At 69.8% G+C, this 13129-nt stretch carries 19 protein-coding genes and 1 pseudogene; 15 read left to right on the top strand and 5 right to left on the bottom strand.

Annotated features, from left to right (window positions below; genetic code table 11):
• Position 1 precedes the first annotated feature (1 nt).
• The 9 genes and pseudogenes from ACZ4V1_RS04400 to ACZ4V1_RS04360 all read left to right on the top strand — a co-directional run bounded on the left by ACZ4V1_RS04400 (position 2) and on the right by ACZ4V1_RS04360 (position 6095).
• Positions 2-355 (top strand): DUF6415 family natural product biosynthesis protein, encoded by a 354-nt coding sequence (locus ACZ4V1_RS04400; protein ID WP_468329186.1) that lies wholly within the window; start codon positions 2-4, stop codon positions 353-355.
• Positions 352-1056 carry a hypothetical protein gene (locus ACZ4V1_RS04395; protein ID WP_468329184.1) on the top strand — a complete coding sequence of 235 codons (705 nt, stop codon included), beginning with the start codon at positions 352-354 and terminating at the stop codon, positions 1054-1056. Before ACZ4V1_RS04400 ends, ACZ4V1_RS04395 begins: the two co-directional genes overlap by 4 nt.
• Positions 1057-1198: 142 nt before the next feature.
• Entirely contained in the window at positions 1199-2317 is a 1119-nt protein-coding gene (locus ACZ4V1_RS04390) for a radical SAM protein (protein ID WP_468329181.1), read from the top strand.
• Positions 2314-2526, top strand: coding sequence for a hypothetical protein (locus ACZ4V1_RS04385; protein WP_107479957.1), 213 nt, complete (start codon positions 2314-2316; stop codon positions 2524-2526). Before ACZ4V1_RS04390 ends, ACZ4V1_RS04385 begins: the two co-directional genes overlap by 4 nt.
• 85 nt (positions 2527-2611) lie before the next feature.
• Positions 2612-3421: a protein kinase family protein gene (locus ACZ4V1_RS04380; RefSeq protein WP_468330881.1), complete on the top strand. Its 810-nt coding sequence runs from the start codon at positions 2612-2614 to the stop codon at positions 3419-3421.
• 141 nt (positions 3422-3562) lie between these two features.
• Positions 3563-4612: a YaaC family protein gene (locus ACZ4V1_RS04375; RefSeq protein ID WP_468329178.1), complete on the top strand. Its 1050-nt coding sequence runs from the start codon at positions 3563-3565 to the stop codon at positions 4610-4612.
• A gap of 318 nt (positions 4613-4930) precedes the next feature.
• Positions 4931-5209, top strand: a pseudogene (locus ACZ4V1_RS04370) (CBS domain-containing protein); the annotation flags it as partial.
• Positions 5210-5335: 126 nt separating this feature from the next.
• On the top strand, positions 5336-5563 hold the full coding sequence (locus tag ACZ4V1_RS04365; RefSeq protein ID WP_468329175.1) for a DUF5133 domain-containing protein: 228 nt from the start codon (positions 5336-5338) through the stop codon (positions 5561-5563).
• Positions 5564-5591: 28 nt separating this feature from the next.
• On the top strand, positions 5592-6095 hold the full coding sequence (locus ACZ4V1_RS04360; RefSeq protein WP_468329172.1) for a DUF6098 family protein: 504 nt from the start codon (positions 5592-5594) through the stop codon (positions 6093-6095).
• Positions 6096-6192: 97 nt separating this feature from the next.
• Here ACZ4V1_RS04360 and ACZ4V1_RS04355 read toward each other — a convergent pair whose 3' ends face one another.
• Both ACZ4V1_RS04355 and ACZ4V1_RS04350 read right to left on the bottom strand, forming a co-directional pair.
• Complete coding sequence (locus ACZ4V1_RS04355; protein ID WP_468329169.1) at positions 6193-7569, bottom strand: NAD(P)-binding domain-containing protein; 1377 nt, start codon at positions 7567-7569, stop codon at positions 6193-6195.
• A 54-nt stretch (positions 7570-7623) separates the two neighbouring features.
• Positions 7624-7824: a hypothetical protein gene (locus ACZ4V1_RS04350; RefSeq protein ID WP_468329166.1), complete on the bottom strand. Its 201-nt coding sequence runs from the start codon at positions 7822-7824 to the stop codon at positions 7624-7626.
• Positions 7825-7908: 84 nt separating this feature from the next.
• On the opposite strand from ACZ4V1_RS04350, the gene ACZ4V1_RS04345 reads away from it, so the two are divergent.
• Positions 7909-8274: an ArsR/SmtB family transcription factor gene (locus tag ACZ4V1_RS04345; RefSeq protein WP_468329163.1), complete on the top strand. Its 366-nt coding sequence runs from the start codon at positions 7909-7911 to the stop codon at positions 8272-8274.
• Positions 8275-8391: 117 nt separating this feature from the next.
• On the opposite strand, the gene arsB is transcribed toward ACZ4V1_RS04345, so the two are convergent.
• Together arsB and ACZ4V1_RS04335 are read right to left on the bottom strand one after the other, a co-directional pair.
• The gene (gene arsB, locus ACZ4V1_RS04340; RefSeq protein ID WP_468329160.1) at positions 8392-9504 is read right to left on the bottom strand and encodes an ACR3 family arsenite efflux transporter; all 1113 of its coding nucleotides are present in this window, start codon (positions 9502-9504) and stop codon (positions 8392-8394) included.
• On the bottom strand, positions 9501-9809 hold the full coding sequence (locus tag ACZ4V1_RS04335) for an ArsR/SmtB family transcription factor (protein WP_468329157.1): 309 nt from the start codon (positions 9807-9809) through the stop codon (positions 9501-9503). The genes arsB and ACZ4V1_RS04335 overlap by 4 nt, the downstream gene beginning before the upstream one ends.
• Before the next feature lie 95 nt (positions 9810-9904).
• Here ACZ4V1_RS04335 and ACZ4V1_RS04330 point away from each other — a divergent pair, with 95 nt between their 5' ends.
• The 5 genes from ACZ4V1_RS04330 to ACZ4V1_RS04310 all read left to right on the top strand — a co-directional run bounded on the left by ACZ4V1_RS04330 (position 9905) and on the right by ACZ4V1_RS04310 (position 12597).
• Entirely contained in the window at positions 9905-10327 is a 423-nt protein-coding gene (locus tag ACZ4V1_RS04330; protein ID WP_468330879.1) for an arsenate reductase ArsC, read from the top strand.
• A complete protein-coding gene (locus tag ACZ4V1_RS04325; RefSeq protein ID WP_468329154.1) occupies positions 10324-10473 on the top strand; it encodes a hypothetical protein in 150 nt (49 codons plus the stop codon). The genes ACZ4V1_RS04330 and ACZ4V1_RS04325 overlap by 4 nt, the downstream gene beginning before the upstream one ends.
• 146 nt (positions 10474-10619) lie before the next feature.
• Positions 10620-11021: a DUF6153 family protein gene (locus ACZ4V1_RS04320; protein ID WP_468329151.1), complete on the top strand. Its 402-nt coding sequence runs from the start codon at positions 10620-10622 to the stop codon at positions 11019-11021.
• A 119-nt stretch (positions 11022-11140) separates the two neighbouring features.
• On the top strand, positions 11141-11797 hold the full coding sequence (locus tag ACZ4V1_RS04315; RefSeq protein WP_468329148.1) for a DUF305 domain-containing protein: 657 nt from the start codon (positions 11141-11143) through the stop codon (positions 11795-11797).
• 230 nt (positions 11798-12027) lie between these two features.
• Positions 12028-12597: a DUF4396 domain-containing protein gene (locus tag ACZ4V1_RS04310; protein WP_468329145.1), complete on the top strand. Its 570-nt coding sequence runs from the start codon at positions 12028-12030 to the stop codon at positions 12595-12597.
• 75 nt (positions 12598-12672) lie between these two features.
• Here the strand turns inward: ACZ4V1_RS04310 and ACZ4V1_RS04305 are convergent, their stop codons facing one another.
• Entirely contained in the window at positions 12673-13083 is a 411-nt protein-coding gene (locus tag ACZ4V1_RS04305) for a four-helix bundle copper-binding protein (RefSeq protein ID WP_468329142.1), read from the bottom strand.
• Positions 13084-13129 lie beyond the last annotated feature (46 nt).

Raw genomic sequence — 13129 nt, 5'->3', positions numbered from 1 at the left:
CTTGAGGCAGGTCTTGGAGGCGGTTCAGCGCTGGGCGCCGTTTGTCGACGGGCTACTGCTCGATGACGTGGCAGCCGTCCTGGACGACTACACGCCCACCGAACACGAGGTCGACGAGCACGCGCAGCGTCTCCGTGGCCACCTGATGCGACTCGGCCACCTCGCCGTGGTCTCCAAGGTGGCCGAGCAGGACGAGCAAGTGGCCGACCTCATCGAGCGCGGGCGCACCATCCGGACCGAGGAAGTACCCACCGACCACCGCCGGGCCGTCGGACACATCCGGCGCATGGCGTGGATGCTCGACGAACTCCTCGAACGCATGGTGGCCCACCAGTGCCTTACGGAGGCGCCGTGACCTTCCCGCCTCTCCGCCTCACGTACAACCCGCGGGCCGTCGAATCGAGAGACAAGAACCTCTCCCTGATCCCGTACATCACCCAGAGGGAAGGGGAGGACGCGGCGCCGGACAACCTCGTCATCACGCGGCACTCCTCCGGTCCGCGGCTGTACTACGCGGACGAAGACCCCCGGGACCGAGACCCGCGGGGCGTGCTCCGGGCCCGGTGCGGGTGGAACCCTGTCGACGCCGAAGGCCGGATCTCCGGTGAGCCGCAGTGGAAGCTGATGCACCCCCACCGGCAGATGGTGTGCATGCAGACGCTCACCTGCCAGGTCTGCACGCGTCCAGCCCGCACACCCCTCGGCTACATCTTTCTCGCCGGCCCTCGGGATCACGATCCAAGTCGGCCGAGCATCCTCACCAATCAACCTCCGGTGTGCCGCAGGCACACCCGTGCCGCCGCGAGGCTTTGTCCGCACCTGGAAGACGACCCGACGCTGTTCCTGGCCAGGAGCGCACCCCTGTACGGCGTGCACGGCACTCTGTACGGCCGGGACGAGGGCGGTGTGAAGGTCATCGCGCAGCCGGATGCGCCGTTGCCGTACGGCCACCCGAACATCGGGACGTTCCTCGCCTCGCAGTTGGTTCGTCGCCTCCAGTCGTTCAGCGTCGTCGGCCTCGACGAGCTGCTCAACGATCTGGCCACTGCCTCGTAGATCCCCGCGTCGGGGCTTTCCAGCCTCACCGGCCGGCCAGCCGAAGGACAGGTGGCCGGTGAGCGGGGCGGGTCCGAGGAGTTCCCCCGACTCCACTCTGCACGGACCCGCCCCACCCCCTGCCAGACGACATGGAGGCAACGTGCACCAACTGATCGCGAGTCCGTTCCTGGGCCAGTACCTCCTCCTCCGGCCCGGTCACGCCAAGGGAGTGGCCATCCCCGAGTCCCGCTTCGAGGAACTGCGCACAGCGGTCACCGAGGACCGGTCGGCCCCGGCCTGGCTCGCCGAGGCGGCCACCGCCGCATGGCAGATGCCCCTGCCCGCCGGGCCACTGCGGGACACCCTCCTCGCCCGCGAACGCTCCACCCACGGGTACGCGAAGGCGTCATGGGAGATCAACCTCGGCTGTGACCACGACTGCGGCTTCTGCTACCTCGGCGAGAAACGGTTCGAGGGTCTGGACTGGGACGACAAGACGCGCCTGCTCACGATGCTGCGAGACGCCGGTGTCCTGTGGCTCCAGATCACCGGCGGCGAGGCACTGATCGACCCGCAGTTCGCCGCCGCGTACGAATACGCCACCGGGCTCGGGATGATGATCCAGGTATCGACGAACGGCAGCCAGCTCCACAAAGTGAGGATGCAGGAGCTGTTCGCCCGCCTGCGGCCCTACCGCCTGACGGTGAGCCTCTACGGGGCGACCGGGGAGACCTACGACGCCGTCACCCGCAACCGCGGCGCCTTCGACCGCTTCAGCCGCGGCCTGGACGCCTCCCGTGCGGCGGGCCTGCCCGTGCGAATCAACATCATCGTCGCCGAGGAGAACGCCCACGAGGTGGACGACATGGTCCGCCTGGTGGAAGACCGCTGGGGCTTCCCGTACCAGGTCTTCACGAACATGTCCCCGACGATCGACGGAGAGGCGAAGCCGCTCGTCTCACAGGCCCAGAAGTACGTCCGCGCCCGCCGTGTCTTCACCGGCTGCAACGCCGGCCACACCTTCTTCCACGTGGACCCGCACGGCATCGCCTCGGTCTGCAAGATCGGCCGCGACCCCGGCGTGAACCTCATGACCGAGGGTCTGACCGCCCTCCCCCGACTCGGCGGCATCGCCGAGTCCCTCCAGCTCCGCACCGGTGGATGCTCCGGCTGCTCGAAGGTCGGCACCTGCAGGACATGCCGACCGCTGGCCAAGCTCCACCAGGAGGCGGGGGACAACCGATCGCTCTACTGCCAACACGGAGGTTACGGAACATGACTCCCACCAGCGCCACCCTGACCCGGCCCGCACCGGTCCCGGTCACCATCGGCCTGCGCCCGCCCACAGAGGCCACCGGCACCCTGCCCGTGCCCATCTCCGCGCCCCCGGTCCCTGAGGGCACGTTCCGGATCATCGGCGACCTGGACGTCGACGTCGCCGAGTCCGCCGGGTGCAGCTGCTCGGCCGGCGACGACCAGCCCTACTAGACCGGGGCTCCGCTCCGGCGCGCTGCCCCGGCCGTACGCTGGCCGGGGCAGCCCATCGTCTTCTCCGAGGAACCGCGCCGTGTCCATGATCCGCCGCCACTTCCACGACCTTCCCGTGGAGGCACGCCAGGCCATCGCCGACAAGGCGGGCCCCGTCCACGCCGCCCGCACCGCCGGCGGAGGGCTGAACTCGGGCATCGCCGCGTTCCTCGACACGGATCACGGCCCAGTCTTCGTCAAGGGCATCCCCACCGACCACCCACAGGCCCCGGCCCAGCGTCGAGAGGCCGCGATCAACCCACACCTCCCCCGTGCCTGCCCCCGCCTGTACTGGCACATCGAGGTGGCCGGCTGGGGCCTCCTCGGATACGAAATCCTCCCGGGACGGCACGCCGATTACAGCCCGGGCTCCCCAGACCTGCCCCTCGTTGCTGCCGCTCTTGCGGAACTCCAGGAGACCACCGCTCCCACGGACGTTCCCATCAAGGCCGCCGAACAGCGCTGGGCCGCCTACGCCCCGCCCGGAACTGCCGCCCTCTTCTCTGGCTACACCCTCCTGCACACCGACCTCGCCCCGCACAACGTGCTCGTGGACGACCGCGCCCACATCATCGACTGGGCTTGGCCCACACGCGGCGCAGCCTGGATCGATCCCGCCATCCTCATCCTGCGGCTCCTCGAAGCCGGACACACGCTCGTTGAGGCGGACGCCTTCGCCAGCAGCCTCCCTTCTTGGCGCACTGCACCAGCGAAGGCCAAGGAGGCGTTCGCCGCCGCCAACGCTGCGGCGTGGAAGGAGATCGCCCACGCCGATGCCGCCCCCTGGAAGGCTTCGATGGCGGGTTACGCCGTCGCCTTCCACGTTCAGCTGCATGCCCTGCCCGGCAGCAGGTAGCGCAGGAGAGACGACTCGGGAGCCAGGCACGGCCTGTACTCGCTCTCGTGGGGCCTGGTCAGCCGATCGCCCTTTCGTATTTTCCCGTCTTCCTGACTCACGACCAGCCACACTGTCCTTCACGGAAGAAGGCGGGCATACATGAACGGGACAACAGCGATACAGCTGGGGCTGCGACACTGCCGCACGAGCCTGACGGACAAGAGTCACCTCAAGAGTTCTGCCTCCAGGAGGAGAACGTTCTCCGCCGCTCTGCAACAGTTCGAGGAGCAGATGAAGGCGGCCGAAGTCGTCTCTCCCGCCACTCGCCCCATCAACTTGTACTACGGCCTCGTCCAAGCTGGACTAGCGATAACAGCCGCCCATTCGGAGGGGACGTGGACCTTTGACAAACACGGCCTGAAAATCCTGGACATGAAAAGCGACATCCCAGACATCGCAGTAAGGCCGGAGGGGGTGGGTGCCTTCCAGGCAGTCTCCGGCGCCACTGGGTCGGAACGCACGGCCGACGCAGTCAGCCTCGGATCCATATGGAATTCGATCCCTGAACTTGTCGAGGTCCCACTCGAAGAATCGAAGCACACCCCCGTAGTCGACCTTTTGGCACGCAGCTATGTGCCTGCCAGAGACTTGGGCGGGTGTTTTGACAACACCACACGTGAACCCACGGGATACGTTCGCGCCACTGTCTTCGTACACGAGGACACTCCCCCGCTGCCGGGCAGAGGGATGTGGGTCAAGGACTTCATCGCCAAGTACGCGGGCCTCCAGAGCGCGCGAGTCTGGGGCGATGAGGATGAGGCGTTCGAGGAAATCAAGGCCGGGTGCTTCTCCGTCGATCTGTGTTGGCCAGCTCCCAAGAACGACATGCAAGAGGTGGACATCGAAGAGTTCTTCGATGCCCGGGCCCCGGTCTACCGCTTCCGGGCGCACCGTTACCTGCGGGCGGCTTTCGAGCCCAGCAAAGCGCCACCGACTCCGTTGATGTCCTGGTGGCTGCTTCTCTACAGCTTCTCCATGCTGGCGCGCTATCAGCCTCGCAAATGGACCGATGCCCTCGACATCGATCGGTCTCCCGATGCTGCGGCTCTGGAGTACGCCCTGAACACGGCACTCGAAGTGGTCCCTCACCTCGTGCTGGAGGGCCTGCAACAGAGGTCGATACCACTGTCCAAGCCTCTGGCTCTGTGAGCCGCGAGGGCACATCCAGGGCACATGAGGCCGGGAAACGGCGTTGACCCGTGAGAACTACCGAAGGTCGTTTCCACAGGTCAACGCACACGTCTCCGAGAAACCCCAGGTCAGCACCCCGCCGTGTTCAATCGCTGCACGAGTGGCAGGACTTCTCGCACCGGCTGCATGAGGCGGGGCATCAGCCTTACTGCCTGGTGTGGCCCTGAGCTGGGGCTTTGTAGCGGTCGGGCGAGGTCTTCGGGCCTCGCCCTTTTCCGTTGTCAAGACGGTGCTCCCCGACCACGGACCGAGACGTCTTGACGGGCGGGGCCGAGCGTACTGACCGGCCGGGGCGTCGTCGTGAAGGTCCTCGGCGCGGGCAAGGAACCCGCGACCTGCCCGGCCGCCGGGCGAGCCGGCCCAGGGTGAGGCCGTGGCCGTCGGCGCCGACGACGACGTGGAGGAGATCCCGTGCACCATGACGGAACAAGGGTGCGCCGGCTGCCGGTGATCGACGGGCACGACCTGGTCGGCATGGTCGCCCAGGCCGACGTAGCCCGCTCCCTGCCCGACCCCGAGGTCGGCGACCTGCTCCAGGCCCTGTCCACCGACTGAGCACCACATAGGCCCCCGGCCCTCCTGGCCGCCGGGTACGGGAACGCACCGGATTGGCGGCCTGCGCCCGGGGCACACGGGTCGGTGTATGACCCAAGTGAGCGATGGTGACGAGGGAGGCTCCCGATGCTCTTGGCACACCCCGTCGTGCTGAAGAACCTCATCGAGCAGTACACGACGCTGCGTGCCCTGCACGCCGAAGACGGCACGGAGGAGGCGCGTCGGCGTATGGAAGATGTCTCTTACACGCTGTGCGTGTCGACCGGAACCCGCGACGTCGACGCCGCCCTCATCGCGGCCCGCCACCGGCTGCCCGGAGCGCGTACCGAAGACGACTCCCTTCTGACCACCTGACCGCCCCCGGCATCGGCCCACCAGCACCATGTCCAAGACCGTCGATCTGCCGACGTTCGGCAGCCTCGATGAGCTCACCCGGCTCATCACCCGCCGACGCGGCCTCTACGTGCGCTGGTCCCGGGGGCCGGAGAGCGACCTGCCGAAGGCGAGCAGTACGGACGATCTGACGGGAATCGAGCTGCCGGGGCTGTCGGCCAGCCCTCTGGACCTCGAGAGCTGGTGGGGTGAGCGACCCGTGCGCGTCTGGGTCGCCCGTCGGCTGTACGACTACTGCCACCTGCCGCGCGTCAAGGCCCCCCGCACCCGGCCGTGGGTCCTGCACGGCTCCGAGTCGGCCCGCGGACCGGACAACGAGCCCCTGGTGACCGAGATCGAACCCCTCGGCTGGATCGCCGACCGGGTGATCATGGAAGCCTCCCGCATCATCACCGAACAGCCTGGGCGCTGGGGCCCACTCGACCGGGACGAACCTCCTGAGGTACCCGCCGCGTCCCTGGGGCCGTCACCGAGGCGGCACGACCGCCAGTGAACCTCGGGCGGCGCTACCGCCCCTGGGCTCGGTCGCGCGGCACGGGCTCGTACTCCCGTCCCGGCTCGTCGGCACGGCGCAGGGGCGCCTGGAAGCATCAGGCGGGAGTGGCGGTGGCGTTGGGCGGCGTGGTGCCGTGTGAGAGCTGTACGAGCTGGGGTTCCGTCGCCGCGCAGCAGCCGCCGCCGTCGGTCTGCCGGGCGTCGGGGGTGTCGAACAGGCCCGCGCCACCGCACACTCCCGTCTCCGGGAGGGTGAGTTCGACGCGGTCGGCCGCTTCGAGGTCGCCGGCGATCTCGGCGGTGACGGAGCGGACCTGCTCGTAGCCGGTCATGGCGAGAAAGGTCGGGGCGCGGCCGTAGGACTTCATGCCGACCAGGTAGACGCCGTTCTCGGGGTGGGAGAGCTCGCGGTGGCCGTGCGGGTAGACGGTGCCGCAGGAGTGCTGGTTGGGGTCGATCAGCGGGGCGAGTTCCACCGGGGCCTGGAGGCGCTCGTCGAGGCCCAGACGCAGCTCGCCCAGGAAGGACAGGTCGGGGCGGAACCCAGTGAGCACGATCACCTCGTCCACCGCGTCCAGACGGCGTCCGTCCTCTCCGAGGAGCACGAGCCGTCCGTCACCGTCGCGTTCGAAGGCCTCGGTGCGGAAGCCGGTGACCGCGTCCGCGTGGCCCTTGTCGACAGCGGCCTTCGCCGCCAGGCCGAGCGCGCCGCGGGCGGGCAGCTGGTCGGCGGTGCCGCCGCCGAAGGTGGAGCCGGAGATGCCCCGGCGCAGGACCCACACCGCGTGCGTGCCCTTGCCGTCCTCGGACTCGGACAGGTCGGCGAGGAGGGCGAGCACGGTGAAGGCGGAGGCACCCGAGCCGATGACGGCCGTGCGCTTGCCCGCGTACCGGGCACGGACGGCCGGGTCCTTCAGATCCGGCACGCGGTAGGTGATCCGGTCGGCCGCCGCCTTCTCGCCGAGCGCGGGCAGGCCGCTGCCGCCGGCCGGGGACGGGGTGGTCCAGGTGCCGGAGGCGTCGATCACGGCGCGGGCGAGGAGGCGCTCCTCACGGCCGTCGGCGTACTCGACGTGCACGACGAACGGCTGCTGGTCCCGGTCGGCGTCGACGATCCGGTCACGCCCGGCCCGGGAGACGCCGGTGACGGTGACGCCGGTGCGGACGCGGTCGCCGAGGGCGTCGGCGAGCGGCTGCAGGTACTGCTCGGCCCAGTCTCCGCCGGACGGATACGTCGCCGGATCGGGGCGCGTCCAGCCCGTGGGGGCGAGGAGCTTCTCGGCGGCCGGGTCGACGACCTCGCCCCAGGTGGAGAAGAGGCGCACGTGGCTCCATTCACGCACGGCCGCACCGGCACGGTCTCCCGCTTCCAGGACGAGGGGCTCGATGCCGCGCTCGACGAGGTGAGTGGCGGCCGCGAGCCCGACGGGGCCGGCTCCGATGACGACGACGGGGAGCTGCTGGGTGCTCATGATGCTCGGTCTCCTTGAGAGGCGAAGGGGGTCAGCGCGCGTGGGTCAAGGCGGTCAGCTGGGTGTGCTGCCGGCGTTCGGCCACCCGGGTGGCGCTGTCGCTGACCTGAGCGCAGCTGACGCGGAAGCTGACGCCGCACCGCCCGTCGGCCGACGGGCGGTGCGGCGGGCCCGAGCCGCGGTGAGCGCGGTGAGCGCGGTGAACGCGGTGAACGCGGTGAACGCGGTGAGCATGGGGCGGAGGGCGGTGGTCACGACGGCTCCTTGCTTCGATGCCTGTCGATATCCGTCTACGCCTCGGAGCTTGGCACCCGCATCGACGAGTGTCAAGATAGACACATGTCGAAATCAGAGGCCGTGGAACTGCCCGTCCTACAGGACGGTGACGTCGTGCCGTGCTGTCCGCCGATCACCGCCGGGGAGCTTTCCCGAGCCGACGCGGAGAAGATGGCCGCCATGTTCAAGGCGCTGTCGGACCCCGTGCGTCTGCGCCTGTTCTCCAAGATCGCCTCCCACCCGGGCGGGGAGGCGTGCGTGTGCGACATCGCGGACGTCGGCGTTTCCCAGCCGACCGTCTCCCACCACCTCAAGAAGCTGCGCGAGGCCGGCCTGCTGACCTCCGAGCGGCGCGGCACCTGGGTCTACTACCAGGTCGCCCCGTCCGTGGTGGCGGCCATGGCCGCCATGCTCGACCTGCGCGCCTGACCACGGCCCGAGCCGGACCTGCGGTCAGGCGCCACAGCCGAGCGGACGGCAGCGCCCCGAACACTCCCACCAACACGCCCCCCCCCAGCACGCCCACCAGCACGCCCACGTGCCGCGTCACGGGGCCGTGGTCACCGCGCCGGTGGTGAACTTCTTGCGCCAGGCGAGCGCGACGTGGACCAGACCGATCAGGACCGGGACTTCGATGAGCGGGCCGACGACGCCGGAGAGGGCCTGGCCGGAGGTGACGCCGAAGGTGGCGATGGCGACCGCGATGGCCAGCTCGAAGTTGTTGCCCGCCGCGGTGAACGCCAGTGTGGTGGTGCGGTCGTAGGCGAGACCCAGGACCTTGCCGAGCAGGAAGGTGCCGAAGAACATGACCGCGAAGTAGACCAGCAGCGGCAGCGCGATCCGGGCGACGTCCAGGGGCTGGGAGGTGATGGTCCTGCCCTGCAGGGCGAAGAGGACGACGATCGTGAACAGCAGCCCGTACAGCGCCCACGGCCCGATCTTCGGCAGGAACCGCCGCTCGTAACTCTCGCGGCCCATCTTCTTCTCACCGGTCCGGCGGGTCAGGAAGCCGGCCAGCAGCGGGACGCCGAGGAAGATGACCACGTTCAGGGCGATCTCCCACATCGAGATGTCCAGGTGCTCGCCGTCGCCCAGGCCGAGCCAGCCGGGCAGCAGGTCGAGGTAGAACCAGCCCAGCAGACCGAACGCCAGAACCTGGAACACCGAGTTGAGCGCGACGAGCACGGCCGCGGCCTCGCGGTCGCCGCAGGCGAGATCGTTCCAGATGATCACCATGGCGATGCAGCGGGCCAGGCCGACGATGATCAGCCCCGTGCGGTACTCGGGCAGATCCGGCAGAAAGATCCACGCCAGGGCGAACATGACCGCGGGTCCGATGATCCAGTTGATGACCAGGGAGGAGGCCATCAGCTTCCGGTCGCCGGTGACGGCATCCAGTCTGTCGTAGCGGACCTTCGCCAGGACCGGGTACATCATGATCAGCAGTCCGAGGGCGATCGGCAGGGAGATCCCGCCGATCTCCACCTTCGCCAGCGCGTCGTTCAGCCCTGGGATGGCCCGTCCGAGGCCCAGACCGACGGCCATGGCGGTCAGGATCCACACCGCCAGGTAGCGGTCGAGGGTGGAGAGTTTCCCGACGATCGAGTCGCCCCCGCCCCCGGTCGGAGCGGAGGTGGTGGTGGGCTCGGTGGAGGTCACGGGCAGGACCTCTTGTTCTCGGCCGCGTCGCGGGCGGAGGCGGCGAGCGCGGCGAACCGCTCGGAGAGCCCGGACAGGACCTCGGGCCTGAGCCTGTAGTAGGTGTAGCGGCCACACGGCTCGGTCTCCACGATCCCGGCCTCGCGCAGCACCTTCATATGGTTGGAGAGGTTGGTCTGCTTGGCTCCGGTCTCCTCGACCAGGTGCGTCGTGCAGAGCGTCTCGCGCGCCAGCAGGGTCACGATCCGAAGGCGGAGCGGATCACCCAGCACCCGGATCACATCAGGATCGACTGAAGTCAGCATGCGCTGATACTGTCACATCACCGTTCGCTGACACCAGCGGGGGCTGAAGCCATTGGCGGCCGGGTTCCGCCATGCGACGAGAGAGAACGATCATCATGGCCGACAAGCCGTCCGTCCTGTTCGTCTGCGTGCACAACGCCGGCCGCTCCCAGATGGCCGCCGCCTGGCTGACCCACCTGGCCGGAGACCGCGTCGAGGTCCGCTCCGCCGGCTCCGCCCCCGGCGATCAGGTCAACACGGCAGCCGTCGAGGCCATGGCCGAGGCCGGCATCGACATCTCCGCGGAGACGCCGAAGATCCTCACCGTCGACGCGGTCCGCGAGTCCGACGTCTGCGTCACCATGGGCTGCGGCGACACCTGCCCCGTCTTCCCCGGCAAGCGCTACCTGGACTGGAAGCTCGATGACCCGGCCGGCCAGGGCGTCGAGGCCGTCCGTCCGATCCGCGACGAGATCAAGGCCCTGGTCGAGGGCCTGATCGCCGAGATCGCCCCGGAGAAGCCGGAGGCGACCGCGTGAGCGGGATACGCGAGGTCGTCACCGCCGGCTCCGGCCCTGCCGGGTACACCACCGCCCTCCACACCGCCCGCGCCCAGCTCAAGCCCCTTCCTCGCCGACGGCCGCACGGCCGCGAGGAACCGGCCCCGGCCGCCGCCAGGACCTGACACGCGTGTGCTCGAGGCCGGTCCCCCGCCCCGAGCCCGCCTGAGCCCGCCCCGAGCCCGCCCGGGACTGTCCGAGCCCGCCCGGGACTGTCCGCCACACGCGCCGGCGCGCCTGCCGCTCCGGTGCGGGATCGTACGATGGGCGCGTGACGAGGAGCACCCGATCAGACAGCCGCCCGGCCGGGCGGCTGCTCGTGCTGCTGGTGATGACGGTGCTGACCGGCGTACTGGGCATGCACGGCCTCGCCCCCGGGGCGGTGCCGGCCGCACAGACGGGTACCGGTCACGAAATGGTGATGGCCGCGGCCGACGGCGTTCCGCACGCGAACGGGGGATGCACGCACTCGGACGGTGGATCGAGTCATCTCGATCACGCCGACGGGACGTGCGCGGCCACCGGAACCGGTTCGGCCTACACGCCGCCCACCCTGACCGGCGCCCTGCCGGACACGCCCACGGCACCCGCGCCCGCCGAGGCGCTGCCGGGATCGCCGCACGACGGCCGGGCACCGCCCGACCTTTCCGAGCTCCAGCTCCTGCGGATATAGAGCCGCCCGCCCGGCGCCCCTCGCCCGGTTTTCTCCGGTGGGGGTGTCGCGCTTTCGCGTGCCCTGACACCCGTTCTCACCACGCGCCGCCGAACGGCGCGTCAAGGAGTTGCACCACCATGATCCGCAAGCGTTCACTCGTCCGCCGCAGTGCCGCCGTCGTCGCCGCAGGTGCGGCAGCACTCGTCCTGGCCGCCTGCGGCGGGGACACCGACGGCGACGGCTCGGCCGGACACGGCGGCCACGGCGACGCCACCGCCTCCGCTCCGGCCTCCGCTCCAGCCTCGGGCTCCGCTTCGGCTTCGCAAGGGCAGCACAATGCCGCCGACGTGGCCTTCGCGAAGGGAATGATCCCCCACCACCGCCAGGCGATCGAGATGGCCGACCTCGCACCCGGCCGGGCGCAGTCGGCCGAAGTGAAGAAGCTCGCCGCGGACATCAAGAAGGCCCAGGACCCGGAGATCAGGACGCTCTCCGGGTGGCTGACCTCCTGGGGCGAGGAAGTGCCCGCCGAGGGCGCGATGGACCACTCCGCGCACGGCATGGGCGGCATGATGACGGCCGAGGAGATGACCGAGCTCGAGAACGCCTCGGGCAAGGCGTTCGACACCGCCTTCATGGAGCTGATGATCAAGCACCACGAGGGCGCGGTCGAGATGGCGGAGACCGAACAGGCCGACGGCGCCCACGACCCCGCCACCAGGATGGCCGGAGAGATCATCACCTCGCAGAGCGCGGAGATCGAGCAGATGACCAAGCTGCTCGGCAAGGACTGACCCCGTCACGTCGGTGCGGGTCGGGCACGAGCGGTGCCCGCCCCGCACACGCCCCGCACACGCCCCGCACGTGCCCCGCCCAAGCCCCGCACATGCCCCGCCCACGCCCCGCACTGGCCCGCACTGGCCCACAGGAGGTCCGAAGCCCTTCAGGAATACCCCCTAGGGGTATAGCGTTCCGGCTGGAGGGCCACCCGGGCCTTGCGGGACGTCGAATGGGGATGAAGGTCATGGACCACAGCACGCACCACTCCGGTACCGCGCACGGCCACGCCGCCCCTGCGGGCGGCCACGGCGGTCACGGCGGCCACGGCGGTCACGGCGGGCACGACGGTCACGGCGGGCAGCACAGCGGACACGCCCAGGGCACCACCTGGGCGACGGCGGTGAAGGCGACGCTGCACTGCCTCACCGGGTGCGCCATCGGCGAGATCCTCGGCATGGTCATCGGCACCGCCCTGCTGTGGGGCAACGTGCCGACGATGGCCCTGGCCATCACTTTGGCCTTCGTCTTCGGCTACTCCTTCACCCTCTTCGCGGTGGTGCGCGCCGGGGTGTCCCTGAAGGCGGCGATCAAGGTGGCCCTGGCCGCCGACACCGTCTCCATCGCGGTGATGGAACTGGTCGACAACGGCATCATCGCGCTGACACCGGGAGCGATGGACGCACACCTGTCGGACGGGCTGTTCTGGTACGCCCTGCTCGGTGGCTTCGCCGTGGCGTTCCTGATCACCACGCCGGTCAACAAGTGGATGATCGGCCGCGGCAAGGGCCACGCCGTCGTCCACGCCTACCACTGACCCAGGGCGGCAGCGCACAATGCCGGGCGGGCCCCCGAAGGACCGGGGGCCCGCCCGGCATTGTGCTCCGCCGCCTCAGCCCAGGCCGGCGAGCAGTTCGTTGCACGCCTGCTCGCAGCGCCGGCAGGCCTCGGCGCAGACCCGGCAGTGCTCGTGCGTGTCGGCATGGGCGGCGCACTCGTCGGCGCACGCCTTGCAGACGGTGGCGCAGGCCTGCAGCACGGCCCGCGTGATGTTGGCGTCGTATCCCGTGTGCCGGGACAGGACGGCGGCCGTGGCGCCGCAGACGTCGGCGCAGTCCATGTCGGTACGGATGCACTTGGCCAGATCACCGACCATGCCCTCCGACAGACAGGCGTCCGCACACGCGGTACACGCCTGCGCGCAGGCGATGCACTCCTCGATGCACCTGACCATGGCCTCCCGGTCCACCTCGCCCAGATCGGCGGGGTAGGTGCGGAGCATGTCGTCGACTGTGGTGGTCACAGCACCCTCCTCTTCTTCTGACAGCAGGCACCGAGCAGCCCTTCGC

It is taken from the genome of Streptomyces sp. NPDC028991, from assembly GCF_055564775.1.
Note: the sequence above shows the minus strand (reverse complement) of the source record. Positions and strands in the feature narration are given on the sequence as shown.